The organism is Paenibacillus sp. FSL K6-0276, assembly GCF_037977235.1.
In the GTDB taxonomy this organism is placed as follows: Bacteria; Bacillota; Bacilli; order Paenibacillales; family Paenibacillaceae; genus Paenibacillus_AQ.
In genome coordinates this window covers 545,532-572,324 of sequence record NZ_CP150276.1, presented here as the reverse complement: position 1 = coordinate 572,324, position 26,793 = coordinate 545,532, and the positions used below count along the sequence as shown (strand labels likewise).

The 26,793-nt window shown below is 46.7% G+C and carries 27 protein-coding genes and 2 riboswitches; of the genes, 7 read left to right on the top strand and 20 right to left on the bottom strand.

Going from position 1 to position 26,793, the window contains the following annotated elements:
* Positions 1-145: 145 nt before the first annotated feature.
* Positions 146-335, bottom strand: a riboswitch (cyclic di-AMP (ydaO/yuaA leader).
* A 421-nt stretch (positions 336-756) separates the two neighbouring features.
* A riboswitch (cyclic di-AMP (ydaO/yuaA leader) is annotated at positions 757-922 on the top strand.
* Between the two features lie 180 nt (positions 923-1,102).
* Genes MHH52_RS02680 through MHH52_RS02670 form a run of 3 tightly spaced genes read left to right on the top strand, consistent with a single transcriptional unit; the run spans position 1,103 to position 2,440 of the window.
* Positions 1,103-1,411 carry a hypothetical protein gene (locus tag MHH52_RS02680; protein ID WP_340006486.1) on the top strand — a complete coding sequence of 103 codons (309 nt, stop codon included), beginning with the start codon at positions 1,103-1,105 and terminating at the stop codon, positions 1,409-1,411.
* Between the two features lie 16 nt (positions 1,412-1,427).
* A complete protein-coding gene (locus MHH52_RS02675) occupies positions 1,428-1,949 on the top strand; it encodes a hypothetical protein (protein ID WP_340006485.1) in 522 nt (173 codons plus the stop codon).
* Positions 1,950-1,987: 38 nt separating this feature from the next.
* Positions 1,988-2,440: a hypothetical protein gene (locus tag MHH52_RS02670; RefSeq protein WP_340006483.1), complete on the top strand. Its 453-nt coding sequence runs from the start codon at positions 1,988-1,990 to the stop codon at positions 2,438-2,440.
* A gap of 239 nt (positions 2,441-2,679) precedes the next feature.
* Here MHH52_RS02670 and MHH52_RS02665 read toward each other — a convergent pair whose 3' ends face one another.
* The 14 genes from MHH52_RS02665 to MHH52_RS02600 all read right to left on the bottom strand — a co-directional run bounded on the left by MHH52_RS02665 (position 2,680) and on the right by MHH52_RS02600 (position 15,646).
* Positions 2,680-3,969 (bottom strand): ABC transporter permease, encoded by a 1,290-nt coding sequence (locus MHH52_RS02665; protein WP_340006481.1) that lies wholly within the window; start codon positions 3,967-3,969, stop codon positions 2,680-2,682.
* Positions 3,962-4,864 (bottom strand): ATP-binding cassette domain-containing protein, encoded by a 903-nt coding sequence (locus MHH52_RS02660; RefSeq protein ID WP_313639478.1) that lies wholly within the window; start codon positions 4,862-4,864, stop codon positions 3,962-3,964. The genes MHH52_RS02665 and MHH52_RS02660 overlap by 8 nt, the downstream gene beginning before the upstream one ends.
* A 4-nt stretch (positions 4,865-4,868) precedes the next feature.
* A complete protein-coding gene (locus MHH52_RS02655; RefSeq protein WP_340006479.1) occupies positions 4,869-5,798 on the bottom strand; it encodes an ABC transporter ATP-binding protein in 930 nt (309 codons plus the stop codon).
* 19 nt (positions 5,799-5,817) lie between these two features.
* Complete coding sequence (locus MHH52_RS02650) at positions 5,818-6,213, bottom strand: GntR family transcriptional regulator (protein WP_340006478.1); 396 nt, start codon at positions 6,211-6,213, stop codon at positions 5,818-5,820.
* 61 nt (positions 6,214-6,274) lie between these two features.
* Positions 6,275-7,003: a hypothetical protein gene (locus MHH52_RS02645; protein WP_313639481.1), complete on the bottom strand. Its 729-nt coding sequence runs from the start codon at positions 7,001-7,003 to the stop codon at positions 6,275-6,277.
* A 337-nt stretch (positions 7,004-7,340) separates the two neighbouring features.
* On the bottom strand, positions 7,341-7,478 hold the full coding sequence (locus tag MHH52_RS02640; protein ID WP_340006477.1) for a hypothetical protein: 138 nt from the start codon (positions 7,476-7,478) through the stop codon (positions 7,341-7,343).
* Positions 7,479-7,782: 304 nt separating this feature from the next.
* Positions 7,783-8,991: an IS4 family transposase gene (locus MHH52_RS02635; protein ID WP_340004463.1), complete on the bottom strand. Its 1,209-nt coding sequence runs from the start codon at positions 8,989-8,991 to the stop codon at positions 7,783-7,785.
* Between the two features lie 557 nt (positions 8,992-9,548).
* Entirely contained in the window at positions 9,549-10,013 is a 465-nt protein-coding gene (locus MHH52_RS02630) for a DUF420 domain-containing protein (RefSeq protein WP_340006475.1), read from the bottom strand.
* Between the two features lie 26 nt (positions 10,014-10,039).
* Complete coding sequence (gene ctaG / locus MHH52_RS02625) at positions 10,040-10,960, bottom strand: cytochrome c oxidase assembly factor CtaG (RefSeq protein ID WP_340006473.1); 921 nt, start codon at positions 10,958-10,960, stop codon at positions 10,040-10,042.
* Between the two features lie 117 nt (positions 10,961-11,077).
* Complete coding sequence (locus tag MHH52_RS02620) at positions 11,078-11,404, bottom strand: cytochrome C oxidase subunit IV family protein (protein WP_313639484.1); 327 nt, start codon at positions 11,402-11,404, stop codon at positions 11,078-11,080.
* Positions 11,405-11,409: 5 nt separating this feature from the next.
* Positions 11,410-12,036, bottom strand: a complete 627-nt coding sequence (locus tag MHH52_RS02615) for a cytochrome (ubi)quinol oxidase subunit III (protein ID WP_313639485.1) — start codon at positions 12,034-12,036, stop codon at positions 11,410-11,412.
* Positions 12,033-13,880, bottom strand: a complete 1,848-nt coding sequence (ctaD, locus tag MHH52_RS02610; RefSeq protein WP_340009468.1) for a cytochrome c oxidase subunit I — start codon at positions 13,878-13,880, stop codon at positions 12,033-12,035. The genes MHH52_RS02615 and ctaD overlap by 4 nt, the downstream gene beginning before the upstream one ends.
* 127 nt (positions 13,881-14,007) lie before the next feature.
* Positions 14,008-15,054: a cytochrome c oxidase subunit II gene (coxB, locus tag MHH52_RS02605; protein ID WP_313639486.1), complete on the bottom strand. Its 1,047-nt coding sequence runs from the start codon at positions 15,052-15,054 to the stop codon at positions 14,008-14,010.
* Between the two features lie 403 nt (positions 15,055-15,457).
* A complete protein-coding gene (locus MHH52_RS02600; protein ID WP_042123803.1) occupies positions 15,458-15,646 on the bottom strand; it encodes a hypothetical protein in 189 nt (62 codons plus the stop codon).
* 468 nt (positions 15,647-16,114) lie between these two features.
* On the opposite strand from MHH52_RS02600, the gene MHH52_RS02595 reads away from it, so the two are divergent.
* The 3 genes from MHH52_RS02595 to MHH52_RS02585 all read left to right on the top strand — a co-directional run bounded on the left by MHH52_RS02595 (position 16,115) and on the right by MHH52_RS02585 (position 18,631).
* A complete protein-coding gene (locus MHH52_RS02595) occupies positions 16,115-17,131 on the top strand; it encodes a serine hydrolase (protein WP_340006470.1) in 1,017 nt (338 codons plus the stop codon).
* Between the two features lie 92 nt (positions 17,132-17,223).
* Positions 17,224-17,562 carry a hypothetical protein gene (locus MHH52_RS02590; protein ID WP_340006468.1) on the top strand — a complete coding sequence of 113 codons (339 nt, stop codon included), beginning with the start codon at positions 17,224-17,226 and terminating at the stop codon, positions 17,560-17,562.
* Between the two features lie 112 nt (positions 17,563-17,674).
* Positions 17,675-18,631 carry a diacylglycerol kinase family protein gene (locus MHH52_RS02585; protein ID WP_340006467.1) on the top strand — a complete coding sequence of 319 codons (957 nt, stop codon included), beginning with the start codon at positions 17,675-17,677 and terminating at the stop codon, positions 18,629-18,631.
* Between the two features lie 105 nt (positions 18,632-18,736).
* Here the strand turns inward: MHH52_RS02585 and MHH52_RS02580 are convergent, their stop codons facing one another.
* From MHH52_RS02580 to MHH52_RS02565, 4 genes are read right to left on the bottom strand one after another with little or no spacing between them, the layout of a single operon-like run.
* A complete protein-coding gene (locus tag MHH52_RS02580) occupies positions 18,737-19,324 on the bottom strand; it encodes a xanthine phosphoribosyltransferase (protein ID WP_340006466.1) in 588 nt (195 codons plus the stop codon).
* Positions 19,325-19,367: 43 nt separating this feature from the next.
* On the bottom strand, positions 19,368-19,670 hold the full coding sequence (locus MHH52_RS02575; protein ID WP_313639491.1) for a hypothetical protein: 303 nt from the start codon (positions 19,668-19,670) through the stop codon (positions 19,368-19,370).
* Positions 19,671-19,692: 22 nt separating this feature from the next.
* Positions 19,693-20,511, bottom strand: a complete 819-nt coding sequence (locus MHH52_RS02570; RefSeq protein ID WP_340006464.1) for a helix-turn-helix domain-containing protein — start codon at positions 20,509-20,511, stop codon at positions 19,693-19,695.
* A 33-nt stretch (positions 20,512-20,544) separates the two neighbouring features.
* Positions 20,545-21,330 (bottom strand): zinc ribbon domain-containing protein, encoded by a 786-nt coding sequence (locus MHH52_RS02565; protein WP_313639493.1) that lies wholly within the window; start codon positions 21,328-21,330, stop codon positions 20,545-20,547.
* A 306-nt stretch (positions 21,331-21,636) separates the two neighbouring features.
* Between MHH52_RS02565 and MHH52_RS02560 the strand changes: the two genes are divergently transcribed.
* Positions 21,637-22,311: a GTP pyrophosphokinase family protein gene (locus MHH52_RS02560; protein ID WP_313639515.1), complete on the top strand. Its 675-nt coding sequence runs from the start codon at positions 21,637-21,639 to the stop codon at positions 22,309-22,311.
* A 236-nt stretch (positions 22,312-22,547) separates the two neighbouring features.
* Here the strand turns inward: MHH52_RS02560 and MHH52_RS02555 are convergent, their stop codons facing one another.
* A complete protein-coding gene (locus tag MHH52_RS02555) occupies positions 22,548-23,357 on the bottom strand; it encodes a hypothetical protein (RefSeq protein ID WP_313639494.1) in 810 nt (269 codons plus the stop codon).
* Positions 23,358-23,389: 32 nt separating this feature from the next.
* The gene (locus MHH52_RS02550) at positions 23,390-26,476 is read right to left on the bottom strand and encodes a DEAD/DEAH box helicase (RefSeq protein ID WP_340006461.1); all 3,087 of its coding nucleotides are present in this window, start codon (positions 26,474-26,476) and stop codon (positions 23,390-23,392) included.
* Positions 26,477-26,793: the final 317 nt, after the last annotated feature.

Here is a 26,793-nt window from a genome sequence, read left to right as displayed (position 1 = left end):
CACCCTGATCTTGTAAGAAAAGCCACCGCTAATGATGAATTTAACGACCTCTTCGTGAGGCTCTCCATATATGCTTTGCTAATAAAAAGCACAGCAAAAAGCCACAAAGGATATCCTCTGTGGCTCGCTAGCGGTCACATTGCACTCATCCTCTCTCCATACGCTTACGAGGTTAGCTGTCGGATTCGGGCGGTGAGAGTCGCCCTACCTGTATAGATACGAGCTCACTCGCATCCTCTACAGGATTCACCCCATAACCGGCTTCCGACTCTCACATCGTCTGCCGATTGTTGGTTCCCCCGCTTTCCTTATCGGAAATTAAGCGGATCAAATATTCGATTGTTGTTGAAACAGGAGTAATCATACCCTTATGCAGGAAGTATTGTAAAACCTGATTGATGCCAAAATAATGCAAATTAAAAACTATTTTCGCATTGGATAGCGCTTACTTGATATCCAATCTCTCTATATCTCCTGTTTACTCCAGTTTGATTCAATTAGCGAAAAGCGGGCATACCATGTGATTTTATTCACCACAATTGTAGAAATCACCAAAAATCGCCTTTATAGGAAATGAAACAAGAAGTCGAGATTAAGCGAGGAAGAGGCTCGATAACACGCAATAAATACCTATTTGGTTCACTTTTTCGTCACAGTCGGCAGAATATGGTTCAAATTGCGCTCAAAAGAGCACTTTCTGTTTTTTACAGAAACACCTTGAAAAGAGTATGATTCGGGTTGAATCTAATTCGCGAAATACAATCAACGCTGAGTTCCTGCATTTGCAGGGAACGGGGGAACCATCAGGTCACATGGCCTACTTGGGGTGAATCCGAAGGAGACTGTTCATGTCTCACATAGGTAGGGCGACTCTCACCGTCCGAATCCGACAGCTAACCTCGTAAGCGTAAAGAGAGAGACCCTTGATCCGCCACGCTTTGGCCCAGGTGTGTGTATACCTGTATTCCAAAACCGCAGCAGAGGTCCTCCTCTTGCTGCGGTTTTTGCGTTACCTGAACCTATAGGGTGATAGCATGCTGGACGGGGTGAAAGGAATGAAACACTTCGCTATTTCAGTAGCCCTTCTACCTGTGAATGCTGTATGGACCGAAGAATTATATACGAAATATATAATAATATCCGAGAAAAACAGCAGCAACAGGATTGGTCAGCACACCAAAGCTTACCGTGGCTCACTGCCTTTAAGGAACCATGGAAAGATGTCGCTGTCGGTTGGTACGTAATAAGATCCCGCAACACCTTTCCCTTACATTTATCCGTTATACGTAAACAGAAATTTCGACTATGGCTGGAGCATGCCGCAGTCTGTGAGAATAAAGCTGAAATGCTCGCCTATATAGAGAAGGCTAACGTCGCTCACCATGTTGATCTTAAGCTTTTGGAAACCTAAGGAGGAGAAACCTGTCATGGACCAGCGAAGACTATCTCGCATTGAAGTATTCGTCTTTGATTCACCTGAGCCTATTCACTATGGAATGGAGGCTGAACAAGACAGCCGTTATGGCATCCTTAAACTTACCTGTAAGGGAGGTTGCAGTTGGGGCGCGTGTCTTATCTCAGCCAATACCAAAACCTTCGACCTCATTAAATGGAGTTCTTTTCTCAGAATGATTTACCATTGTCGACTTGAGGAAGCTATAGATCGAGTGCGTACCCATGGTTCAGAGTGGGATCAGACTCAGTTCGAGCTAGTTCAAGGTGCTTTACAGGATTTAAAAGCCAAGCTGCAGGGTAAATCCTTGGCAGGTCATATTGAGCAAGGTCGTCTGTACAGAGCTGTCGTCGGTGGGAGAGATTCCAGAGGAGGGCGGCTATACTATAAACCGTCTAAGGCCATATCCAGTGTTGCGCTTCAAAAACATAGTTATCCAGAACCTGATACCGCCGAGCTTATCAACAAATCCATTTCTTACTTTTCTATATTATAGGTTCATCACATAATCATTCTGAAAGGATCGTGTTCATCATGCCTGATCCCTTACCTACCGAATCAACCTATAGAATTATATTTGCAGAGTGTGTTCAAAAGTACACTAATGAAATCTATACGCTCAGTTCCCTGTTGTTACAACAAACAGCAGAAGCCGAGAAGATTACTATCCGTACTTTCAAAGAACTTCATAAAATATATCGTCAGAAAAACTTCGACCGCCAGCTATTCCCTATCGAAGCTTACCGCTCTTGTATCCGACAATGCGCCGATTACTACTCACGCCGATCTCTCTTGTCTGCCAAGGCATTGCCCTGGGAGGAGCAGCTCGTAAAAGTGATGTGGTATGGCCTAAAGCTATCTCTACCTCAAATAAGCATCATTCTTCAAAAAAATGTACCCACTCTGAAAGCACAGCTTAGGCATGTGCGGGAGCAAATGACTGCTCAAGAAGATCTAATGCCTACTGGAAATTTGTCAGTTGTTTAGTCCCTCAACGGGCAAAGCAGCGGCTGAACTGTCTATACCCTCTACCACACCCTCTACATAACTTTTACGATACGCACAAAAAAGCCGCGGCATCGGCCGCGGCTTCCTTATTCTCTACTATTACGCTTTGCTCTTACGCGCCTTACCGTACATCCACAATCCTGCAATAATCCCTACCATGGCTTATATTGTTCACTTTAAGTCATGATTACCACTCCTTAAAGGTTATATGATGCCTCTTAGATCTTGTACGCCTTCATCGCTTTTCTGATCTCTTTAATACTTGGACGTTTGCCGTACATCAATACGCCCGTGCGATAGATCTTGGCAGCCAACCAGCCAAAAATGAACGTGGTAACAAGCAGGATGGCTAATGACACAATAACTTGCCAGATCGCTACTTCACCAACACCAATTCGGAGTAGCATGGTCAATGGAGAGGTGAACGGCACATAACTCGCTACCTTAACCAGTAGAGTGTCCGCATTGGAAATACTAAACAGTGGAACATAGAAAGCTACGAACCCTAACATCATAATCGGCATAACCGCTTGGCCTAGATCCTCTGTACGGCTGACAATTGAACCTACAGCCGCATACATCAAGGCGTAGAGGAAATAACCTAGCACATAAAGTACAATCCCATAAAGCAATAAGTTAATATTAAGCTGACCTAAATCTAGGTCTAAATCTTTCAAAATCGTTGCATTATGCGGAAGCTTAAGATTGACGACTACCGCTGCGATAATGACGCCAATTTGTAATAAACCTACTAAGAAGACACCGATAACTTTACCGAACATTTGCGCTAAAGGGGACGCACTTGTAATCAGAATCTCCATGATCCGTGAGCTCTTCTCCGAAGTGATCTCAGCTGCGATCATATTACCAGTCATCATGATAGACATGAAGAACAGCATAAGCATGGCGTATACAATGACGTAATTAATAGCCGGAGTGGATTCCTGAGACGCATCTTTATCTCCCGCAGTTCCATCAGCGTTGAGCTGCTGAGTAGCTATCTGCACCGGTGTTGACATAGCAGCAATCTGCTCCTGCGTCAGCTTGTCGCCAACGATGAACTGTGTATTGGCCTGCTGAAGGGCATTTTGGAGATAGATTTGTGCATCTCCGTTCAGTTCACCATCTTTACTATGGTAAGTAACGGGTGGAAGTCCTTCGCCAGTAGGTTCTGCAAAAGTAACATACCCCTCTACAGTCCCTTCATCTAATGCTTTCTTTAGCTCCGCATCATCGGCAGAAGTGTATTGCACAACTTTTGCCTGCGGCATTCCTTCAGGTGAAGTATATGCCTTCAACAACTCTGCAGCCTGATTTCCTTCTTCCGCGATCACAGCAATTTGAGTCTCTGCGCTTGTTGTAGACTCGCCCTTAAACTGATCGATGATGTATGGGAGATTCATCCCAATGCTGAGCAGCAACACTAGAATTAACGTAGTAATCATGAATGATTTCGTTCTTACTTTATTTTTAAAGGTAAAGCCAATAATTGTCCCCATCTTATTCATGAGATTCACCTACCGCTCTGATAAAGATTTGATTTAACGTTGGTTCCTTAATTTCAAAATGCTCCACTTCACCCTGCGCCATCGCCTGCTGTAGGATACGCTGTGCTGCGCCGATCTCACTGATCGACAACAGATAACCTCGCTCCTGTCGCTGCACAGCTGTTACGCCTGTAATAGATTCTAGACCGGTCACTTCGTTAGCCGTACGCAACAATACTTGTTCACGAGGATACCCACTCTTAATCGTACGAATATCGCCTTGCACGACGGTATTAGAACGATCCAAAATCGTAATATTACGGCAAAGTTCTTCAACATGCTCCATCCGGTGTGTAGAGAATAAGATGCTTGTTCCTTGATCACGCAATTCTCTTACCGTATCTTTCAGTAGTTCCACATTAACAGGGTCCAAACCACTAAAGGCCTCGTCTAGTATGAGAATTTGCGGCTTATGAACGACTGCGGCGATAAAGCCCATTTTCTGCTGATTCCCTTTGGAGAGCTCTTCAATCTTCTTATTGTAATAATCCGGAACCTCAAACCGATCTAGCCAATAACGAAGACTCTTATCCGCATCACTAGCTGACATCCCACGCAGACGTGCCAAGTAGACGATTTGATCGCTTACCTTTACCTTTGGATATAATCCTCTTTCTTCGGGTAGATAGCCCATGATTTGCTGAAGTTCGCTGTTATACGGCTTTCCATTATATAAAATATTGCCACCATCAGGGTAAATTAGGCCAAGCACCATGCGCATAGTGGTTGTTTTTCCTGCACCATTTGCCCCCAGTAATCCGTAAATTTCCCCCTTGCCTACCGTTAGGTTAATTCCGTTTACAGCGGTTTTTTCTCCATATTGCTTCATTACACTTTCCAGCTTTAAGGCTTCCATTTCTCTATTCCCCTCTCTTGTGATCAATTAGGATAGGACGATGTCCCTGTGTCCATAAACCCAATATTTCGTCCAATTCCAAACTCCGACTCTTGATAACTTTTACGCCCAAGTCATGAATGCGTTTCTCGTTCGTAGGGAATTGTTCTATGATAAAAGAAGCTACACCCGGTGTATCTATGGTAAAGTTTAAGCCCCCCGGTAATTCCGCCGATAACTCAGCAAGCTCCCCTTCATCTGCAACATGTACCCACACCTCGGTCCAAGCACCGAATAGACTGTCTTTCTCGGCCATACCCAGCAGTTCTCCCCTATGCATAAGCACGATGTAATCTGCCAGCCGACGTACCTCCTCCACAATGTGTGTAGAGATAATCATCGTTGCTTGGGTCTCTTCCATATACTTACGAAGCGTCTCCATCATAATCTTCCAGGCAAAAGGATCAAGACCAGAAGAAGGCTCATCCAGTAACAATAGACGCGGGCGTGACGCAAGTGCTGCAGCAATTTCAAATTTTCGACGCTCACCCTTAGACATCTTCGAAAGCCTCATATGATACGGAACTTCAAATCGATCCATTAGATCCTGAAAATACGACTCATCCCAGTTCGGATACCAATGCTTTCGAAATCGGGCCGCTTGTTCCGCATTCCAGCGATTCTCTTCCGAAATCGAATTTTCAGGGACGTATGCAATAGACTGTCGAAGCTCTAGAGGGAGCTCGCTATCATACTTATTTTCAAACCAATAAATATCGCCTTCCTCTGGGTTCGACAACTGTAGCAGTAGATTCAGCAGCGTGCTTTTGCCAGATCCATTCTGACCTACCAAAGCTGTAATATATCCTTGAGGCAGATTCAGGTTTAGCGGCCCAATTGTCTTGCTACGCCGCTGTTTGCGTACATTCCGCAATTCTATCGCCATCTGTACCATCTGAGTAAGCGCCCACCTTTCATTCCTGTTCCCTATATTTACGTTCTACAATTTCCTGAAAAATCTCCTCAAGCTCTTCCTTGCTGCAATGTACTGATAGGCAGATGTCCACTGCACTTTCAAGCGCTTTACCGACTGCATCTCGCTTATATTCCTCCATCGCTCCGACACCTACATGGGATACAAAGGTACCTGTTCCTTGTCGTGTTCGCAGCAACCCTTCGTTCTCTAAATCCTGATACACGCGCCGCACTGTAATTACACTGCACTTCAGGTCTCCGGCGAACTCACGAATGGAGGGCAGTAGTGTCCCTTCCGTAATAACTCCACTAATAATTAATGATCTAAGCTGTGTCTCTATCTGATGATATAGCGGTTCTGCACTATTTTCGTTGATCTGTACCGGTACCCACATGATTTACACCTCGCCTTCCACTCTAGCATGCTAGAGCGCTATCCTTGCCATTTCCTATTCTTCATACGAGATCACGACTCTTCAGTCGATGGATAGTCCATTTAGAGAATAATTGTACAGATATTGTCCCCAGCAATAGTGACCCCCACATGATCGGAGATAGCAGCCCCCACTCCTTGGAAGAGGAGATACTGTATAAGAATAGGTTGCCTCCCCCAAGCGTCACTAGGAAAGATATTCCCCAAGACAACACCACGATTAACACTGTTAGACATAGATAAGCTTTGCCGCTACAAAGATATTCAATGAAAATGTATACACCGGAAACGATGAGTCCAACGCCGATCCAAGTAATGGCAAAAGCAATATACGAGGGTACTGCCAGCTCCTTCCGGAAATTCTCACCGAGCAAGTAGACAATACCGAAGAACAACAGACCATTTAGAGCAAAGGAGACTACCGCCTGAAACTTTCTCCGGGTTAATATTACATTGATAGGAATCGGTAAGGATCGTAAGTAAGCCAACATTCTCGTGTAGGAGTCTTCACTCCAATATTTCATGGAACGACGGGAGAAAGAGAATCCGATTAATGGCATTAGCGAAAGGAGCAAAAAATCCGCTATCATTGTCCGATCCTGATTACCCAGTACGTCATTTGTAACCAAGCTCGTCATCCCACCAAGATAACACATAAAGATAACTGTGATTAAAAATGTCCATAGTATTTTTAATTTGTCTCCGCGAAAATCAGAGCGCATGATAAACCACGAATCCTTTAATGTTCTCATTAATGCTAACCTCGCTTTACAATGTCTTCAGCGTCCAGCGGAAGCAGGTGTTCATATCCCTGTGCTTACTGTATATATCTATATACACAGTATATGTCCTTAATTTACCATTGTCAATCCTGTAAATGGAAAATATTCAAGATGATTAGGAGACAGCAACATCCTATGCTTTGGAGAAGACTCTGCCCACGCGCGATGCTGATCATTATTCGGATTAACTAATAAGAGGGTTAAATGGTGCTTGGAGAGAGGTTGTTGGTGAGCAAAGGACACGGAGAGATGCGATCTTCATTGTTGCTACGCTAATGAGCAATACATTGTAGGGTGCGTGTGGGTGCTAGTGCGGGATGGGCGTTGGTGTTGGTGTTGGTGTTGGTGTTGGTGTTGGTGTTGGTGTTGGTGTTGGTGTTGGTGTTGGTGTTGGTGTTGGTGTTGGTGTTGGTGTTGGTGTTGATACGGGGCAGGGCAGGTTCATGCTCTGGGCTAAAAGCTGAGGTATGAGCTATTGCGGAGTAGAATCTAAATTTAGGGAAAATCTCCCTATAATTACTTAGATTTAGCCTGGAATCAACGGTTTTAGGGAATTCCTCCCTATAAAGACATCTTTTTCCACTAGCATTGCACAGAACCTGACACATGAAGGGGTTGTTTGGCAAATGTGGATTTATATTTTTATTATAAAAAATATTTACAATCACTCTCTTCCTCATCAAGAAAAAAGGTTGAACACCATATAAACCTAGGATCATTTTACCAATTAATGTATTTGTTTGCCTGTTTTACTGGTTGGCGTACTTCTTTACCGTCTTATATTTCTTCGGCTTCGTTTGGGGACGACCTGTCTTTCCTTTTTTCTGCCTTCCCTTTGAGAACTTCTCTGGTTTTCGCTGGAGTTCTTGTAGAAATCGGTTCCATGCCTGGCACATGTAGCACCGTAAAAGCTTCAAAAAAGACCACGGGGACTGCGCTGCGTCCGTCTCATTGCGAAGCAGAAGAACCAATGCATATCCAATCAGTGCTAAAAAGATCTGATTCCACACCGCTTTTTCTCGTGAACTATACAGGTGGATCAAGCTAACATGCTGCTTCATCCACTTGAAGAAGATCTCAATTAGCCACCGGTGGTGATAGATTTCACTAATCTGCTCGGCCGTTTTGTCCCACACATTGGTTATAACCCGATATTGACGCCCTTTTTCGTCAGTATATTCCACTAAACGCAGCTGAACCTCGACGAGTTGTTTTTCCGCATTTTTGTAACTCACAAGCACATCGGCATCCCGCAACACGGGGGTATGGGGGGCGACCTCACGCTCATGAAGAACGAGGGTTCTGCTGTTCTGCTGGATGCGTGCGACAAACCGCAGACCTTGCTCCAGCCAAGTTTCATACAAACGGTACACCCTATACCCACGATCCAAGACATGAATGGCATCTTTGTCGACGACTAAATCCAAGGCCACTTCAGAGTCGGCGACCCCGAGCGTCGAGCAAATGACTTGGGTCGGGTACACCGTATCGCTATCTGCAATCACAAGCTTCAAATGAACCTTGACCCCGTTACTATGCTTGGAACAATAGGCCCACTTCCCAGCGAGTTCAGGGAGAGACAGACTCGTAGAATCAATGAGATGAAGTTTACCCAGACCGGTAACGCCTTGTTCAGGATACATCTGTGCGACTTGCTGCGTAAGCAGGAGCCACACGCGCTGCAACACCTCGAGCGGTAGATTGTCCAGTGTACGCACCACTTGAGAAGGACTAATCGATTTTAGACCTACTGCTTGCTGAAGTTCTCGGTTCGCTCGTAAGGCCTGGCTAATTTCGTCGAGGTCTGCTCGTTGGTTGAGTTGGGCTTCGACAAGTAGTTTCACGGCCTTGACCAACGTCAATCTACGTCGATGATTAAACAGCGGAAACGCTTCGTCGGAAAGCGGAAGTAAATCAAGGCATTTACAAATGACAGATTGATTTGGTATAGTACCCATTGGTTGCTCCTTTTGTAGGTGGAATGGGTAAAATGCCTATCCTTCTACTTTAGGGGTTTTTTTGGGTTTAACCAGTAAAATTACATCAATATATTGAAAATAAAGTAATTTATGCAAAAATGATTTTTCATGTTAGGTTTAATGCAAGGCTAGTGATCTTTTTCTCCTTTTTAGAACCAAAACCGTTCAATTACAGGTATATTTTCCCTAAATACCGCCTTTTTGAGCTCAAAACTTATCTTTTTTAGGGAGGTTTTCCCTATAATCCAAGCAGGTGGACCACCTCTGTGTTTTACACTTACGAGTCCAGTTCTTTTAGCAAGAAGCTCTTACGAGAATTACCCTTTAAGTACAATCTTCATTCTCGAAAGTTGTCCAACTCTCCACTCACTCCAGTACTCCCCTTCAAGCCATACTTAAAACCCTAAAATGTTTATTCCACAGTCGAATTTCAGACCCACTAATCTTCATAAACAAAAATAAGCCTGGCATCCACTATTCCACTTTGGGAACATGCAGATGCACAGGCTTATTTCATTACTATTTACGCAGCTAATTTAAGCGCCCAAAATAACTTTCCACACCGGTAAGGTATGTCCACCTGGATACAAAATATAAAGCAGCACATACACCATAACACCAGTAATCGCAGTAATGAACCAGATTATAGATGTCACTCTGCCCCATTTCCGGTGCTTGGAGTACTTCGCCTTAAATCCAAGAGTTAACGTAGTAAGTCCGAATACTGCAGCTACCGTTGCCAGCACGATATGGAAGATCAGAAATACTTGATAAATCGTCTTCAGTTCATCCGGACCGCCCCATGAGGTGTTTCCCACGAACAACGTTCTGGATACGTAAACAATAAAAAACAGGAGCGCAGCGATTGCAGCAGCAATCATTGTCTTCTTGTGCGCCTCGCGTTTGCCCTTAATGATGAGCCACCAGCCAATAGCAACGAGCACCGCGCTGAGCACGATGAACGATGTACTAATAGTTGGAAACAGTGTGAAAATATCCATAATTCTCCCCCTTGGCAGTATACCAGTTATGCACGGGTCAAGGTGCTCTCCTCAAGTGCTGAGGATGGCGTCGATAATTCATCATCTTCTTGTCCGTTCTCTTTTTTATACCAATGATAGAACACATAAGCAAGCATAGAGGCAAAAATAAATTCCTGAATGAACTTCATCGCGATGCCCCCCACCTGCTGATCTACCTTCGGTGACATCAATTCAAAGAACGCAGGACCCCCAAAATTCTGAAGTAATGCAGAGGGATCACCCGATATACAATAGCCCATGGCAAGTGCCCAAGTCTCCGGATCACTGTAAGTGGCATAGAGCGGATGGTCTGCAAAAATAATCAGCCCGCATGCTGGGGTCAGCAATACCATGTTAAGAAAAATAAACCCAATCTTGCCCAGTCCACTCGCCATCCGGCGCTCCGGTAGCGGATTGATCAGCGTCCACCACATTAAGGCAGCCGTTAGGAATAGAACAATGTAGTAAATGCGGTGAACGGTAAAATGCAACATCACATAATCATGGATAACTGGAATATGGTACAAGGAAAATAGTCCATTAAACAATAGAGCAGCTACCACCGGTCGAGCTAAAAAAGACAGCCGACGAAACGGATTTACTTTCAATAGGCTGCGCCAGATAAAATCCGGAATCCCCAGCATAATCAGTGGCACCGCTACCAGATAAGACAAGGCCATACTAACCATGTGGAAGGAAAACATCATATGCCCCAATAGACTAACGGGGCCGCCTTGTGCCAAATAAAGCGCAAGCATTCCGCACACAAATAGCGCTCTACGCCAGAGCGGAACCTGAATTGAATCGGCATAACGTCCAGCAATTGGACCAATCCAAACGAAATAACCCGCCGTCAGCAGCAGCATTACCGCCAAAAAAAGCGGGCTCCATAGTTCAGCAAAGCTAAAATATTGTAATCCCAGCATAATCCTAACCTCCTAGCGCAGGATCTCTTCATGAACCTAGTTGCGAAGCTTATAAATTATTGTATTGGAACACCAAAAAGAGGGGGCATCGCAGCCCGCCTCTTTCTTTATTATCCGTTAATCCCACCAAACCCAATACAGCGACATGATAATACTGGTACCGGCGATAAAGAAACCACCCAGCATGAAGATAATCGGCATTAGATGTCCCTTGTCTTTCAGGTGCATCCAGAAGCCCATCTGTACAATGACCTGAATGACAGCCATTACCAGTAGTAAAATAACTGCAAAGGTGGCATTCACGCCTCCAGCCGCAACAGCGGCGAAAGCAATTAAGGTCAAGACAATGGACAGTATAAAGACAACAATATGCCTCTGTGGTCCCTCATGCCGATGACGATGCTTATACCCGCCTTCCTCTGGCACATGCTGATCCGTCGTCATAGTGCCTAGCCCACCTTTCCGAGTAGGTATACAACCGTAAAGATGAAGACCCATACCACATCAATAAAATGCCAGTACATAGCTGCCACGTACACTTTTGGTGCAGTAACTACGGTTAATCCCTTACGCATCAGTTGCCCAATCAGGATGGAGATCCATGCAATCCCGAAAGCTACGTGCGCACCGTGAAACCCTACCAGTGTATAGAATGCCGAACTAAATGCACTTGTAGTCATTCCGAATTCTTCGTGTCTCACATATTGAGTAAACTCATAGATCTCCAGAATCAGAAAACTAAGTCCTAAGATTACAGTAACCACAAGCCAGTTGCGGAGCACCGCCGGACGGTTTCTGTGCATTGCTTGGATAGCGAATACACTCGTCAGACTGCTTACCAAGAGGAGGAACGTTGCAGCAGCTACAAGCGGCAGGTGAAACAGCTCATTCGCCGAGGGTCCCTCATTCGTCTGATTGCGCAGTGCGAGAAACGTAGCGAACAACGTACCGAACAGCACCGCTTCCCCGCCTAGAAACAACCAAAAGGCAAGTACCTTGTTTCGACCTTCGAGCGTAGCTTTTTCCGGCTCGTGCGGAAGTGTATCCTTAGAAGCTTCTGCATGTGCCGTTGTCATGTCCGCTCACTTCCTTCCAGCTCTTCAGGTTCAATATGCCATCCGTGATCATCAAACAGCGAACGCATCAGCATAGATCCAAATGTAATGATAAGACCAATCGCTGTAACGATATAATTATTAAACAAAAAGCTCATAAAGGCGTTTCCGAAGTCATCCCGACTGAACATAAAGCCGAGGCCGGCGATGAAGATTCCAACTGACATGGTGAACGGCAGTATGGTTGCTGATGGCATATGGATCGAGCCGACCGGTTCTGCCGGAGTCATGCCTTTATTTCCTGCCATTTTTTCTTTCCAGAACGCATCAATACCACGGATAAGTGGTGTTTGCTTGAAGTTATATTCTGGCGGTGGTGAAGGAATCGTCCATTCCAATGTACGTCCATCCTCCCACGGATCATTACCTGCATCCGCTGGCTTTCTTGAAGTCAGGAAGATGTTAACCAAGAAGATAATCATACCGACACCCATCAGTCCAGCTCCGATTGTACTGACTAAATTAAGCAAATCGAATTGCTGATTCGGCAAATAAGTGAATACCCGGCGCTGCATCCCCATAAGTCCAAGGAAATGCTGTACAAAGAAGGTTAGATGGAATCCGATGATAAACGTCCAGAAGGTCCATTTGCCCAGCTTCTCACTTAGCATCCGTCCGAACATCTTCGGCCACCAGTAATGCAGACCTGCAAACAAGCCAAGCACCAAGCCGCCCACAATAACATAGTGGAAATGCGCTACGACAAAATACGTATCATGGAACTGAAAGTCAGCAGGCGCAGAAGCCAGCATGACACCAGTTACGCCACCCATCGTGAAGGTAGGAATGAATCCTGCAGCGAACAAGTTCGGTGTCGTAAAACGCACTTGCCCGCCCCACATCGTGAACAACCAGTTAAAAATCTTAATCCCTGTCGGAACCGCAATCAACATCGTTGATACAGAGAACAATGCGTTAGCCACAGGTCCAAGTCCGGTAGTGAACATATGGTGAGCCCAAACCATGAAGCCCAGGAAGGCAATTAGAATGGTAGCGAACACCATCGAACTATACCCGAACAGTCGCTTCCGCGAAAAAGTCGGGATGACCTCCGATATAATTCCGAAGGCAGGCAGAATAAGAATGTAAACTTCCGGGTGACCAAATATCCAGAAGATATGCTGCCAGAGCACTGGACTTCCCCCGGCTCCAACCTCGAAAAAGTTGGCCCCAAGAATTCGGTCGAACGTCAGTAGTACCAGACCTACTGTAACTGCTGGAAAAGCAAACAATATAATAGCGGAGGTTATAAATGTAGTCCAAGCAAACATCGGCATCCGCATGTAGGTCATTCCCGGCGCGCGCATCGTAATGATCGTGGCTAGAAAGTTGATCCCCCCGATGAGGGTACCTAATCCGGCGATTTGAAGACCGATAGTATAAAAGTCTACACCGTGTGTAGTGCTGTATGTACTCGTAGATAGTGGGGTGTAGGCGGTCCATCCGGCATCAGGAGCGCCACCCATAACCCAGCTGAGATTCAGTAGAATTCCGCCGAACAGGAAGGTCCAGAAGCCAAGTGCATTTAGAAAAGGAAAGGCTACGTCACGCGCACCGATCTGTAGCGGTATGACGGCATTCATTAAGGCGAAGATGACTGGCATGACGCCGAGGAAGATCATCGTCGTACCATGCATGGTAATGAGTTCATTAAACGTTTGGGCATCCAAAAAGTCATTCATTGGCTTGATGAGTTGCCAGCGAATCAGAAGTGCTTCAAATCCGCCGATGCCAAAAAATAATCCTCCGGCCCATAGGTACAAAATCGCGATCTTTTTATGATCGACGGTTGTAAGCCAATCCATAAGTCCTGTATGGCGCTTCACACTGTGGCCATGCCCCAGAGGCTTGGATGAGTTCAAGGTATGCGCTGCTTGAGCCAAAGTTCGTACCCCCTTTTTCAAAAGTTCCGCCCGCCTTTAGGCTAAGGCATTAGTCCAGCTTATAGTTGGCCAAATACTCAGCAATGCCATCAATCTCCGCATCACTTAGGCCTAGATCTTTGGGGTTAGGCATCAGATTGCCCGGCTTTACAGATTGAGGATCGTGCAGCCATGTTTTGAGATTCTCTTCAAGCGGCGCACCATCTTCCCTCGTGTCGTCGTTGAGCAGAATCCCTGCAATCGACTCCCGAGAACCAATTCCGGTCAAGTTCGGCGCATTATTAATCCCTTGATCGCCTACAGCGTGGCAAGTTAGACACGCCGCTTTGAACTTCTCAGCTAAAGCAGGATCCTCTGGTAGTACAGCTACGGGTGCTTTCATCGAATCAATCCACTTCTGAAAATCCTGTTCACTAACCGATTTCACCTTAAATTCCATGAATCCATGAGACGGCCCGCATAGCTCCGCACATTTTCCGCGGTAAACGCCTTCATTAGGTGCACTAAAGCTGAAGCGGTTAATCGTTCCGGCTGGGTTGGTGTCGATTTTACCGGATAGGGAAGGAACCCAGAAGGAGTGCAGCACGTCTTTAGTCTCCAGTTCAAAAGCAATATCTTTGCCTACTGGAATAATCAGATCCTGTGCTGTAGTCACCTTGTAATCGGTATACTCAAACTCCCACCAATATTGGTGGCCGGTTACTTTAACCTTGATCGCATCCTTGTCATTGGCATGATCATCTCCTGCGGCGAACACTGCTTTCACCGTTGGAACTGCCAGTACCACTACGAGGATAAGCGGAATGACCGTCCAGAGAATCTCAAGCTTGATGCTACCCTCAACCTGCTCAGGGATTTCATTCTGGCCCGGCTTCCTGCGGAAACGGATCAGTACATAAGCTGCAATCGCAAAGACAATCAGCAACACGACGATCATAATACTGATCGACAGCTCCATTAATCCGTAAGACATTTCCGCTGCAGGTCCCTGTGGTCTGAGCGCCGATAAGTCCTCACGGCCGCACCCGGCAAGAAAGAGTCCAAACATAGCGGTCATGGGAAGGAGTCGCTTTACAGCCTGCCACGTTTTCATCATTGATCTACCCCGCTTTTCCCGATTTCGTAGATTCCTGTTTTTTTCTGTCAATTATAACAATCACTATTAATATAAGTTTAAGGGGAAGTTTTGTCAATCGTTCACAACTAGTTCACATTGTAATTTTCGACATAATAATCCCTTGTCCCGTCTGCATTTATGTGCAATTTATGAAAACGCAATCAAATAAAAAACAATCAATAAAGCGCATTCATTGTGAAATGTGTCTATTAATTCATTTGACTATTTTATGAGAAACAATATTTCTTATTCATATATGTACATACAAAAAAAACCGATTCCTGCAACAAACGCTGCTCGGGCACGGTTTATAAGAATCCTCGTGGATGTTATTACTCAAAATGATGTCAAAAGTTAAGTAAGTGACAATCGTATCTGTTAGCTAGGAGACCGATGAATTCATCTTTACCAGCTCATGCTCCACGACCATGGTCAGTTCTTCTTCATAGCCTCCGGTAATCCGATATTTTCGGACGTACTCCTTTACGAATTTCTTGGGATCTTTGGGCCGGAAAATGCGTGTCATTTCCCGTAAACTTTCCTTGACTTCGTTATGACCTTTACTTGCCATGATCAGTTCCCTCCCAAAACATTGAAAATGAATGCTCCGTTGTAGAGAATGCATGATGAAAAGTACGCCGTAACCTCGAATGCAAGTGAAGTAACCATTACACATACGTGGCTTGCATTATCCGCCAAAACGTAAAATTCAAAGCTTCAAAGCCTTGAGATACTAGTTCGCCGGTGAAGCAGGTTCGTCGTGATTTGGGCTGAGAGTAAGGACGCCTGTAGAACGAAAGCTCCTTGACACTTTTATTACCCGAAGAGCCACTTACTGAATCACCCCTTTCGGGCCTTATCGTTATATTGTATCATATTCCGGTCCAACTTCCACCTTTCCTTGTAAAATGTGCTAATTGGAAAATTTTTATTTTTATAGCGATCTTCGTAAGTCATATTGCTCGTGTCGGGTTAAAATACAATATGCTCTATAGCAAGCCATACCTGTTACTTACCACAGCAAGAAAAGGAGATCCCTATGGACCAACCGACACCATTACTGACTTCATCTTATAACGTAGTTCCCGCAATGACTACCGCACTACCAGAGGAAACAGCAACGCGCCGGGAAGGTCTTGAACAAGCCCATAATGCTATTCAGAAAGAATACCCAAAGATGCATAGTATGCTTATTGTTCGCCACGGCAAGCTCATCTTCGAACGTTATTACGGCAACCATCATGCCGGGGCATTAAATGATCTTCGATCTGCAACCAAAAGCTTTATCAGCGCGCTTACCGGAATCGCTATCGATCGGGGAGATATCCCTGATATCGATGTCTTTGTTTCGAAGGTACTTCGTAAGCATATTCCATACCTACACTCCCCTCATCTATCAAAAATCACTCTCCGTCATCTGCTCACCATGACTTCCGGGTTTAGCTGGATCACGGGCAAGAAGCTAGGTGAGCCGTTCGTCCGGAACCTTCACCGCAGTCGCCGCTGGGGTTCCTTTGCCCTTAGTATGAACATTATTCCGGAACATATCGGTCAATTCCAATACCGCAGTATCGACTCACACCTGATTTCGATGATACTTAGTGAATCTACAGGTCTCGATGCGTTCACCTATGCTACACAGCATTTATTTAGCCCTCTCCGAATGACTCACACCGCTTGGTTACCGAGTCCTGAAGGACACAGTATGGGACATATCGGTCTGCACTTAAACTCCCGAGATATGGCTAAATTCGGGATCTGTCTACTTAATAACGGTATATTTGCTGAACAGCAGATCATTCCGAAGCATTGGCTGCAAGAAGCGCTAACCGCACAGACTGCGGGATATCCGGCTTTTGGAGATTACGGATATCAGTTCTGGATTGGCATGATGAGCGGCCAACCCTACAAGCTTGCTCATGGGCATGGCGGACAGCAAATCCTTCTCCTCCCCAAGCTAGATGCGGTTGTGATCTTTACAGCAGAGAGCAAGACAAACAATTGGAAGAGCCCCCGCAAGCTATTGGAAAAATATATTATACCCACAATGAGCTAAACATACTTTTTCCTGACAAGTCATAGGCTTTTAAGGAAGAAGGATTTGAGAATCCCTCCCCTTCTTCTCCAAATAGAAGGAGAGTGAGCCCTTTGTCCCCTTTCAAATCATCCACCGGATTGCCCGATAATATTGCTGGCGCGCTGTGCTATTTTTTCCCTTTTGTTGGCGGCGTGGTCTTTCTCGCTTTGGAGAAACGCAGCCGCTTTGTGCTGTTTCACGCTCTGCAATCACTGATTACCTTCGGAGTGCTGATGATCCTCCACGTACTATCCGGATTCGTCCCCTTCCTCGGTTCCCTAATGAGCGCAATCCTCTCTCTTTGCAGCTTTGCTGTTTGGCTACTAATGATCTATCACGCTTTGAGTAGCAGATGGTATAAGCTACCATGGGTTGGGAATGTAGCAGAAAGTCAGCTTCCACATCTATAAATACCTATGAACTAACCACCTCTTATCGCTGAAAAGTATTCCCTTTTGCCCATCCACTCCTTACAATGGAAAGAAGGGCATCCACGGAATTCTACAGGCTGGAGGAAATTAAATGTATCTATTCATCATAAACCCACGTTCCGGCGGGGGCGCAGGCGGGCGGACCTGGCATACTGTAGAGGCGCTCATGAAAGAGCGAACGTTGCCTTATATGACCTTGTTTACGCATAGCGCAGAGGGCGCAGAAGCCCTCGTTCTAAATACACTTAAACACCGTGAAGACTGGAGAGCCGTGATTGTAATCGGCGGCGACGGCACGCTACACAGCATTTTGGGTGCCCTTCGCGGCAAAGATATCCCCACGGCAATCATCCCTGCCGGCTCCGGTAACGACTCCGCACGCGGCTTCGGCATTCCAATTGCGACTGAAGCTGCGCTAGAAGCTGCACTTAGCGAGCGGTATATCGAAGCAGATCTGCTCTCGGGTGCCGACGGTTTGACCCTAACGGCGGTCGCTAGTGGTTTCGATGCTCAGGTGGCCGAGAATGTGAATGCCAGCCGTTACAAACGGTTGTGCAATGCTATAGGAGCAGGCCAACTGGCTTATCTCATCGGCATATTACATACGCTGATGACGTTCAAGCCTTGCCGAGTGAGTGTAGCCTGCGACGGGACGGAGCATGTCTTTGAGAAGGCATGGCTGGTCTCGATCTGCAACCTGCCCAGCTACGGCGGCGGGCTCTTGATCTGCCCGCAGGCGAAGGCCGATGACGGCCAGCTCGACGTCTGCGTCGTGCATGGGTGCAGCCGCGGGCAACTGCTGCGGCTGTTCCCAACGGTACTGAAGGGCAAGCATGTCGCGTTGCCCTTCGTGTCCATGTTGCGTGGACGTAGCATAGCCGTCAACTTCGCAGAGGCCCGGCTGGCGATCGGCGATGGCGAGAGCTTCGGCAAAGGGCCGCTAGCCGTACGCTGCGAGCCGGGGGCGCTGCGGGTGCTCTCGCCGCTGGCGGCGGTTAGTGCACAGCGCCCCGCCGATATTGCAGCGGCCTGCGGTGGCAACGGGTAAGCCATACCCGTGCATACCACATACAAAAAACAGCAAGAGACAGGCTAAAAACCTGTCTCTTGCTGTTTTACTGTGTTCTATTATTCGAATTTATGCGCAAGAGTCTCAGCCAAGCAGTTCTTCTTCGACGAAAGAGATTCTTCCGTCCTCCAGTGAAGCGATCCGCACGAGCGATTCTACGCGGTAGCCTGCTTCCTTCAACAGCCTATTCCCTGGCTGGAACGCTTTTTCGATCACAATGCCAATTCCAACTACACTTCCCCCTGCCTGCTCAACAATGCGAGCAAGTCCGAAGGCTGCTTCGCCATTCGCCAAGAAATCATCGACAATCAGCACCCGCTCTCCGGGAGCAATGAACTTCTTAGAAACGGTAATTTCATTCGTTTCTTTCTTCGTGAAGGAGTATACCTTTTCTACATAGATATCCTCTGTCAGTGTCAACGATTTCTGCTTGCGGGCAAAAATCAGCGGAACCTCCAGCTCTAATGCCGTCATAATCCCCGGAGCAATTCCCGAAGATTCAATCGTCAGTACCTTCGTAATCTCTTCGCCCGCGAAACGGCGGGTAAACTCACGGCCAACCTCACGCATTAGGAAGGGGTCCATCTGATGATTCAGAAAAGAATCCACCTTGAGCACGCCTTGCCCGAGTACAATACCTTCTTTTAACACCTTTTGTCTCAACAGCTCCATTGTGCTCCTCCTTCTCCCATCAATGAATCCTTTCTCCCCACACCTATATTCCTGTCGGCTTCTGTGGCAATAAATTTCCAACGATAGATTTTAAATTATGATCATCTTTGCTCTTTTCCTGACCGTTATCATAACTCGTAATTCGAATCTCCAAGAAATCGCCCGGATTTACCGGCTTAAAGATTAATTTCTCGCGGTCTTCCAATCTCACGTTAAATTTCATGTCCTTGAACATTTCAACAAGTTCTGCTTCTCCAGGACTCGCTCCCTTATCCAGAAACAGCAGTCCACGTAATTTCTTAGGACCATCCTCATGCACCACTTCAAAATGAACGATACATTCCATGCTTCTCACCTCCCTATAATAGCTACTGCGCCTGTTCTTCCCCATCATCGCCCTGATCATGCATCACATATTTGCTGTGAATTTTGCTGTAACGTTCACCATAACGTTCTGTAAGTTCTGCGCCCATATCCTGCTCCAACTCGAACAGTACCATTTCCTGCGAAAAATGATTCAATAGCAGTTCTACTAACACCGGGTGCTCAGTTACGACCGCTTGTGCTGATCCATCTTCATAGCGCATCCCGAGCATACACCAGCGCCTATCGATCACGAATGAGAACTTCCGCCCACCCTTGCGCTGCGAATCTCTTCCAAGAGGTGGCCATACCGGAAAAGAGGCTGGAGCAGCATTACCACCATCAAAAGCCCATAACAGTCTAACTCCACGCAGCTCAGCCTGTTCAAGCTCACTCCGCAAAAGCGAGGCCTCCTCGCGCCACACATCAACTACGATCTCCTGCTCTGCCATATTAAGCTGGCGAATCAGAGCCCCCATTACATTGCGATCGCCTTCCACATTATAAAAAGAAGGGCTAACAGGTCCTCCGCGAGGCATCTCACTTTCCATATAGGCCAGCGAAGCTTGAACCCGTCCCGAAATCATAGTCGCAAGCTCCTCTGGATTAAGAACACTGTACCGCGCAGGTTCTCCTTCGCCACATCGTACATATCCCTGCTGCGTAAGGCGTTGAAGCGCTGCATACACATTCGATCTTGAAACTCCGAGCTGTTTGGCAACCTCATATCCAGAAGCCTGACCTTTAGTCGCAAGCTCTACCATAATTTTGGACTCCATCTCCGTGAAGCCCAGATTGCGCAGATGCAGCAGCAGCTGTTCCATCTTGTTGTCCCCCTAAGCTGACTGATATCTGTACTATATTTGCTCTGATCCACAACGGGGACACCATAAGGAGCCCTTAGGTAATTCATTCCGACAGATTTGACACTGGATCATATCTCGCACACCATTGTCCTCGGTGACCGCAGATTCCTCCTGATGTTCATTTTTGTGCCATTCCCCGAAGCGACGATCAAGTTCAAGTTGTCTTCTTCTTTCACGTTCCAGCTGTTCGGCTTGTCTACGTTCCCGCTCAATATCTTGCTCGGTCCCCTTATATTCTTCGAGTGGCAGCTCGTCATCCGAATGCAGAACTTCAGCATATACCACACTCTGCGGGTGGAGCTTCATCGCAAGCTGCTTCTCTTCATCCGTAAGCTCATCTGCCCCATAATATTGATCCTCTTCTTCATCCTCGTTCACAGATTGAACGAATACCGGCGTAGAAGGTATCTTCCTTGAAGTAGTCAACTCTTCAAGCTTTCTTCCACATTTCGGGCAAAAGTTTGCATCAAGCGCCACGATATGACCACAAGAACATAGCCGCTCATTTTTCAGCTCAGCAATTCGTGTACGTAGGACTTCGATTTTCTCCTGAAGCTTAGAACAGTTACGTGAAAGCTCCACCATTTTACCTTCAGCTACCGACATATCCTTTGAGCGATACCCTTCATAAAAAAGTCTGCCCATTTTCGTAAATTCAACTTCCATCTCACGTTCAACATCGGAAATAAGCCCGTTCAGCTTGCCGATCTCTACTGAGTTCTGTGCTTTTTCGGTGACCCGGCTCGCGCTATCTTTAATTTTTTTGATAAAACTCATTACAGTTCCTCCCTCTCAAGCGATACGTGATTCCATCATACCAAATGTATCGAATAGATTCATTAATGTGCTTTAATACGCGATTTAGAAGAGAATGTTCCTATAAAATCCATACTAATTGATTTATACCACTCCACTCTTACACTTATGGATTATATTTCCTGATTTTGAATGTTATTTTGCGTCAGTGGTTCTACATCGGTTAAAATAGAATTAATCACAAATAACGAAATCGGGAGAGTTTCAGTGGAAGAACATGAGAGCACACAGCTTACGCTTAATCAGTTACAGGTACACGTAAAGGATCTGCAACAGTGGCAAGGCAACAGCAGCGAGGATTTCGCCAAACTGGTAAACGAGTTCGAGGCTCTGCCGGCACTCTATCGCCACGCGTTAAATGATCTTCAGAATAAAATCGATGTGATCAAGACGGAATGGCAGTCTCGAGACGGCTTCAGTCCCATCGAACATGTCAAATGCCGGATCAAAGAGCCGAAGAGCATTCTTCAAAAGATGGAGCGTAAAGGCTACGGTTTCAGCTTGGAGAATATGGAACAATACATTCACGATATTGCTGGAATGCGGATTGTATGTGCCTTTGTTAAAGATATTTACCGTTTAGTAGATCATCTTAGTACACGCGAAGACATCCGCGTACTAGAGATTAAAGATTATATAGCTCATCCCAAGCCAAACGGGTATCAAAGCCTTCATCTTATAGTGGGTATCCCACTCGTCCTGCTGGAAGGAACACGCTGGGTAAAAGCTGAGATACAGCTACGCACCCTAGCTATGGACTTTTGGGCAAGCATGGAACATATTCTGTATTATAAATTTGATAAGCAGCTCCCTTCGCATGTCGCCGATGAACTGAAAGAAGCCGCACGCGCCGCTGATGAATTGGATCAGAAAATGCTACGTCTACGCCGCGAGATTCTAGAACTTTCAGAGGGGGAATCTCCCTCCATTGGGCAGCATTAGAATAACTAACCAGAAGCTCTGTTAGATAATTAGGGAATATCTCCCTATAATTCAACTGATTTGTTGGAAAATATAGATATTACCCCGATTTTTAGGGAGGAATTCCCTGATTCTAATCATTAAAAGCATTTATCGGCTATTTACAGGGAGTTTTTCCCCAATTACTCTCTCAAAAAAAGAGGCTGTCTCAAGAGTAGCACTCACTACTTTTGAGACAGCCTCTTTCGTATTTCCAACTAGTGCTTAATCAGGCCCTTATTCGCCCGACGTGCAGCAGCTTCTGCTACACGCTGCATAATCAAAGTTAATCCCTCAATGGCTTTGGGCGTCTGAGGCAGCAACGTCCCCCAGTCTTCTGTTACCGCAACGACTACCACCGGTGAAGGAAACGGTCTGGCCGCGATCTCATGGAACTGTGGCCCCGGCTGATGGAGTGAACCTTCAGCAGCCGCTTCTGCTAGCCATTCTCCAGAGGAAATAGCTGGCCCCTTGCGCTCAAGCCGAGCCAATTCCGTAGAAAGATCACTAACTGGAGCGTCCTCTGCCTCTGTTTCAGATTCGTCGGCAGCTATATCTCCTTCAGCCCAAAGGGCAAAAATTCCGTCCAAGAGCTCTCCTTTAGTAAACCCTCTCAGAGAAAGTGCCAGCAGTGGCTCTTCAGCAAGGCGTTCTTTAATAAGCTTCAGAGTCTCCACCTTGTTCTCCACTCCTTCTCCCTCGAAGAGGCCTTGCTCCAACTCTGTATCTGTAGGCAGAAGCTCAAGTTCTGCCAGCCCGCCCGTCAAACGCCCTTGCAGCAAGGCAAATACTTCTCCCGGACTTAGTGCAAGACGTCGCAATATTTCTTTTCTACGGGCAGCATGCCATACCGGAACCTTAAGAGAGAGAGGTCGATCCGCTCGTTGTTCCTGAGCAGCAGCAGGAGCGCCGGCGTTCCATTCACCCTTTGACCGTGACCCTCCCGTCACTTTCCCAGGTAGCGCCGTCCATGCCGCTTTTACTAGTCCAGGCACAACTTCCAGCCGCATCTCTAACAGTTCACTCATTGTTTGATCCCTCCGTAAAACTCATGTCTTTCTTACATCCAGTCCTGATCCTGCAGTTCAATAAGCTCTTTCAGCTCATGATTAGACATCTCAGTCAACCATGTTTCTCCAGAGCCAACAACCTGCTCGGAAAGGCTTTTCTTGCGCTCAATCAATTCATCAATGCGTTCTTCCAACGTTCCTTGGCAAATCAGCTTATGGACTTGAACATTCTTATCCTGACCAATTCGGAATGCCCGGTCTGTCGCTTGATTCTCAACTGCCGGATTCCACCAACGGTCGTAATGGATAACATGATTAGCTCTTGTAAGGTTCAACCCTACGCCACCTGCTTTAAGAGAAAGTACGAAGAAGGAAGGACCCTTCCCCTCTTGAAAATCATGAACCATCTCGTCGCGCTCTCGTTTTGGAATTCCGCCATGTAAGAACAGTGGCGCTGTTCCATAACGCTTAGTCAGCTTGCTAACCAAGAGCTCACCCATCGCTACATATTGAGTAAAAATCAACGCAGATTCTCCGACCTCTGCAATGCTATCGAGAATCTCGAACATGACCTCCATTTTACCGGATTGTTCATTTCGCGGGCCCCGGCCTTCTTCTTTGCGGAATAGCTGAGGGTGATTGCAAATCTGCTTCAACTTCGTCAGAGAAGACAATACGAGTCCTCTTCGAGCCATCCCACTACTCTCTCCGATCACGCCAAGCATTTCATCCACGACACCCTGATACAGGGCTGCTTGTGTTTCCGTCAACGGACAATAGGACTTCAGCTCCAGCTTCTCCGGTAAATCTTTAGAGATATCCGGATCACTTTTCAGGCGTCGCAATAAGAATGGTGACACCAAGCGATGTAATTCCCGCAGTCGTTCCCCACCCTCACCAGACACATAACGTTGCCGGAAGGAATGATAGGTTCCTAAATAGCCCGGGTTTAAAAAGTGAAAAATAGACCATAACTCGCCTAGTCTGTTCTCAACCGGAGTACCTGTCATAGCTATGCGATGCGGCGCTGATAGCTTCATCACACTTTGCGCCTGTTTCGTCCGGTGATTCTTAATATACTGAGCTTCATCCAGCACCACAGTGGACCACTGAACATTCGCCAAATCCTCGCTGTCACGACCCGCTAAGTGATAGGTCGTCAATACAATATCATGACTTGCAGCCAGTTTTAAAAAACTGTCACCCCGTACGCGGCGTCCACCATGATGAATGTGAACCTTAAGTGAAGGAGCAAAGCGCTGCAATTCCCGCTGCCAGTTACCTAGAAGCGATGTTGGGCAGAGAATCAGCACGGGCTCCTGCTTCTCTTCAGGTGGAGCACTTAACGCGCGGTCCAGCAGACAGGTGATGACCTGCACCGTCTTACCGAGACCCATGTCATCAGCCAGACACACCCCAAAGCCCAGACCACTGAGGACGGAGAGCCATTGATAGCCGCGCTCCTGATAAGGTCTCAGGGTTCCGTGCAGACCAACAGGCACGGGACGCGCTGGAAGATTACGTAATATGTCACCCCGCATAAGCGACGACAATAGTCCGGATGTTTCCATCCCCGTTACTTGCATCCCTTTCCAGAGCCGCTCCTCGCCATCCTCAGCCTCTAGCCGCATCCAATCAGCTGCAGTCATTTCCCCATTTTCATGGCGTTTCATATATTTAAGAACCTGGCGAATTTCTTTAGGATCTACCTCAATCCATTCTCCCCGGAAACGTACAAAAGGCACGCCAGCCTCCACTAATGCGTTCAGTTCTTCTTCGCTGATTGTACTTTCCCCAAGTGAGGCCTCAATGCGAAACGAGATCAGTTCTTCCATGCCAAGAGCCACTGGTGCAGGACTATCGATCCCACTCACTACCGGCTGCATTTTCATCTTCATGCCAATCCGGCGGCGTCCCTCACGGCTCCAGCGCGATGGCATCTGCACCGTTATTCCCCGCTCACGCAACTGCTGCACCGTCTCCTTCAAAAAGAAATAAAGACGTTCAGGTTCCAAATCCGCTCCCGCAGGTGCAGGCTTAGCAAGAGCGCGCTGAATATCTGGTGATATTTTCGCTGCTCGGCCCAGCGCTATAAGAAGCTGCTGCTGAATATTGCGATAGCGTTTCCCCCATAACGTAAACTCTCGTTCCTTACTGCTCCAAATCGATTTTGCCGGAATCCAGAATTCCCCTTCTTCCTTGTTCTCCGCCCAGAAGGTTAATCGCCAGATTTCGTCATTATCTCCGGGCGGCTCCAGACGTAGCCCAAGACCCAGCTGTCCACTCCGCGCTTCCTCAGGTTCTGATTGTGGCACATCGCTTCCAGCTGTCTCATTCACAGTGGCTAGAAGGTCTGTCACCTCTGCTTGAGTTCCCTGTACGGGTATATCCCGGCTACCTGTAAGAAGGCTATTCCACCATAGCTCTGTTAATGGGGAATAACCACGGCGATAATTGGCTTTGAAAGGTGTGAGTTCACCTTCAATACCCGCAATCACTTTTTTTATCTCTGCAGTCATAACCGCCTGCATAAAGGAGTAAAGAACATAGGCGCCAGCCTCTTCCCGTGAGGATAAATCCCCCGCCTCAGCGATATGCGTCCCTAGTGCCAGTACCGGCATGGAAGCTGCCAGCTGCAGAAAGATCTCCTTATCCTCCTGTTTTCGAAAAGCCGGAGACCAGCAGACCGTCGCCGCCTGTTCTCCACCACGACGACGTGTACCCACCGGGCGTGGGGGCAAGGCTCCTGGCGTAACTCCCCCTGTACCCATCAGTTCCAGCGTAAAGCGAGCTGCTGCCGCCCAATAACGCAATTCGCCGCCAGGCTCCACTCCCTGATCTCGGCATAACGTCTCGTCCCATGCCAGAAGCAGTTCAAATGCATCGCTAGGGACTAAGGCGAGCCCTTCGAATGTTCGTCCGGGCAATCCACGTCGTGCTGGCTTCCCCTCTACAGGAGGAGCCGGATATTTCACTTCTGCCAGACGCAGAGCAGCACTCGTAAAAGGACGCACTCCTCCCTGCAGCTCCAGCCGCTTCACAACTCGGGTCCAAGCGTCAACCTTCGGCTCCGAAGTTTCGCCAGAGAAGCAAAATAACACATCCCCCAACCATATTGCATAAAGATGCTTAGTCATCGGTGATCTCCTGTCTTTTAAGCAAGCAAAAAAAGAACCAGTCCGCCACCATCAGGTGGTAACTGCGACCTTTTCCGCGAGAAATAAATTTTGAAGCTATACAAGTAGAAGCAGGTTCTCCATCCTTTTAGAGATGAGATACGCTCCTGTAAGAAATATAAGGATAAAGAACTAGGATAAAACTTATCTGCTCTTGAATCTTCATCTCTTCATCTTATACGAAAAAGCGCTGATTTAAAAACGTTTCTGCATATTTTCTGTAGATTTTTATGCAAATAAAGTTGAAGTACATAGAAACACCCACTAATTTGATTCAT

What these genes read in the sequence shown, in the direction of transcription:
- coxB (WP_313639486.1), bottom strand. Translation starts at nt 15,054, where the DNA reads ATGATGAAAACGTGGCAGGCTGTAAAGCGACTCCTTCCCATGACCGCT.
- MHH52_RS02680 (WP_340006486.1), top strand. Translation starts at nt 1,103, where the DNA reads ATGGACCGAAGAATTATATACGAAATATATAATAATATCCGAGAAAAA.
- MHH52_RS02620 (WP_313639484.1), bottom strand. Translation starts at nt 11,404, where the DNA reads ATGACGACGGATCAGCATGTGCCAGAGGAAGGCGGGTATAAGCATCGT.
- MHH52_RS02630 (WP_340006475.1), bottom strand. Translation starts at nt 10,013, where the DNA reads ATGGATATTTTCACACTGTTTCCAACTATTAGTACATCGTTCATCGTG.
- ctaG (WP_340006473.1), bottom strand. Translation starts at nt 10,960, where the DNA reads ATGCTGGGATTACAATATTTTAGCTTTGCTGAACTATGGAGCCCGCTT.
- ctaD (WP_340009468.1), bottom strand. Translation starts at nt 13,880, where the DNA reads ATGGATTGGCTTACAACCGTCGATCATAAAAAGATCGCGATTTTGTAC.
- MHH52_RS02550 (WP_340006461.1), bottom strand. Translation starts at nt 26,476, where the DNA reads ATGACTAAGCATCTTTATGCAATATGGTTGGGGGATGTGTTATTTTGC.
- MHH52_RS02600 (WP_042123803.1), bottom strand. Translation starts at nt 15,646, where the DNA reads ATGGCAAGTAAAGGTCATAACGAAGTCAAGGAAAGTTTACGGGAAATG.
- MHH52_RS02585 (WP_340006467.1), top strand. Translation starts at nt 17,675, where the DNA reads ATGTATCTATTCATCATAAACCCACGTTCCGGCGGGGGCGCAGGCGGG.
- MHH52_RS02655 (WP_340006479.1), bottom strand. Translation starts at nt 5,798, where the DNA reads ATGGTACAGATGGCGATAGAATTGCGGAATGTACGCAAACAGCGGCGT.
- MHH52_RS02670 (WP_340006483.1), top strand. Translation starts at nt 1,988, where the DNA reads ATGCCTGATCCCTTACCTACCGAATCAACCTATAGAATTATATTTGCA.
- MHH52_RS02570 (WP_340006464.1), bottom strand. Translation starts at nt 20,511, where the DNA reads ATGGAACAGCTGCTGCTGCATCTGCGCAATCTGGGCTTCACGGAGATG.
- MHH52_RS02675 (WP_340006485.1), top strand. Translation starts at nt 1,428, where the DNA reads ATGGACCAGCGAAGACTATCTCGCATTGAAGTATTCGTCTTTGATTCA.
- MHH52_RS02660 (WP_313639478.1), bottom strand. Translation starts at nt 4,864, where the DNA reads ATGGAAGCCTTAAAGCTGGAAAGTGTAATGAAGCAATATGGAGAAAAA.
- MHH52_RS02575 (WP_313639491.1), bottom strand. Translation starts at nt 19,670, where the DNA reads ATGGAATGTATCGTTCATTTTGAAGTGGTGCATGAGGATGGTCCTAAG.
- MHH52_RS02635 (WP_340004463.1), bottom strand. Translation starts at nt 8,991, where the DNA reads ATGGGTACTATACCAAATCAATCTGTCATTTGTAAATGCCTTGATTTA.
- MHH52_RS02615 (WP_313639485.1), bottom strand. Translation starts at nt 12,036, where the DNA reads ATGACAACGGCACATGCAGAAGCTTCTAAGGATACACTTCCGCACGAG.
- MHH52_RS02595 (WP_340006470.1), top strand. Translation starts at nt 16,115, where the DNA reads ATGGACCAACCGACACCATTACTGACTTCATCTTATAACGTAGTTCCC.
- MHH52_RS02640 (WP_340006477.1), bottom strand. Translation starts at nt 7,478, where the DNA reads ATGAACCTGCCCTGCCCCGTATCAACACCAACACCAACACCAACACCA.
- MHH52_RS02565 (WP_313639493.1), bottom strand. Translation starts at nt 21,330, where the DNA reads ATGAGTTTTATCAAAAAAATTAAAGATAGCGCGAGCCGGGTCACCGAA.
- MHH52_RS02650 (WP_340006478.1), bottom strand. Translation starts at nt 6,213, where the DNA reads ATGTGGGTACCGGTACAGATCAACGAAAATAGTGCAGAACCGCTATAT.
- MHH52_RS02665 (WP_340006481.1), bottom strand. Translation starts at nt 3,969, where the DNA reads ATGAATAAGATGGGGACAATTATTGGCTTTACCTTTAAAAATAAAGTA.
- MHH52_RS02645 (WP_313639481.1), bottom strand. Translation starts at nt 7,003, where the DNA reads ATGAGAACATTAAAGGATTCGTGGTTTATCATGCGCTCTGATTTTCGC.
- MHH52_RS02580 (WP_340006466.1), bottom strand. Translation starts at nt 19,324, where the DNA reads ATGGAGCTGTTGAGACAAAAGGTGTTAAAAGAAGGTATTGTACTCGGG.
- MHH52_RS02555 (WP_313639494.1), bottom strand. Translation starts at nt 23,357, where the DNA reads ATGAGTGAACTGTTAGAGATGCGGCTGGAAGTTGTGCCTGGACTAGTA.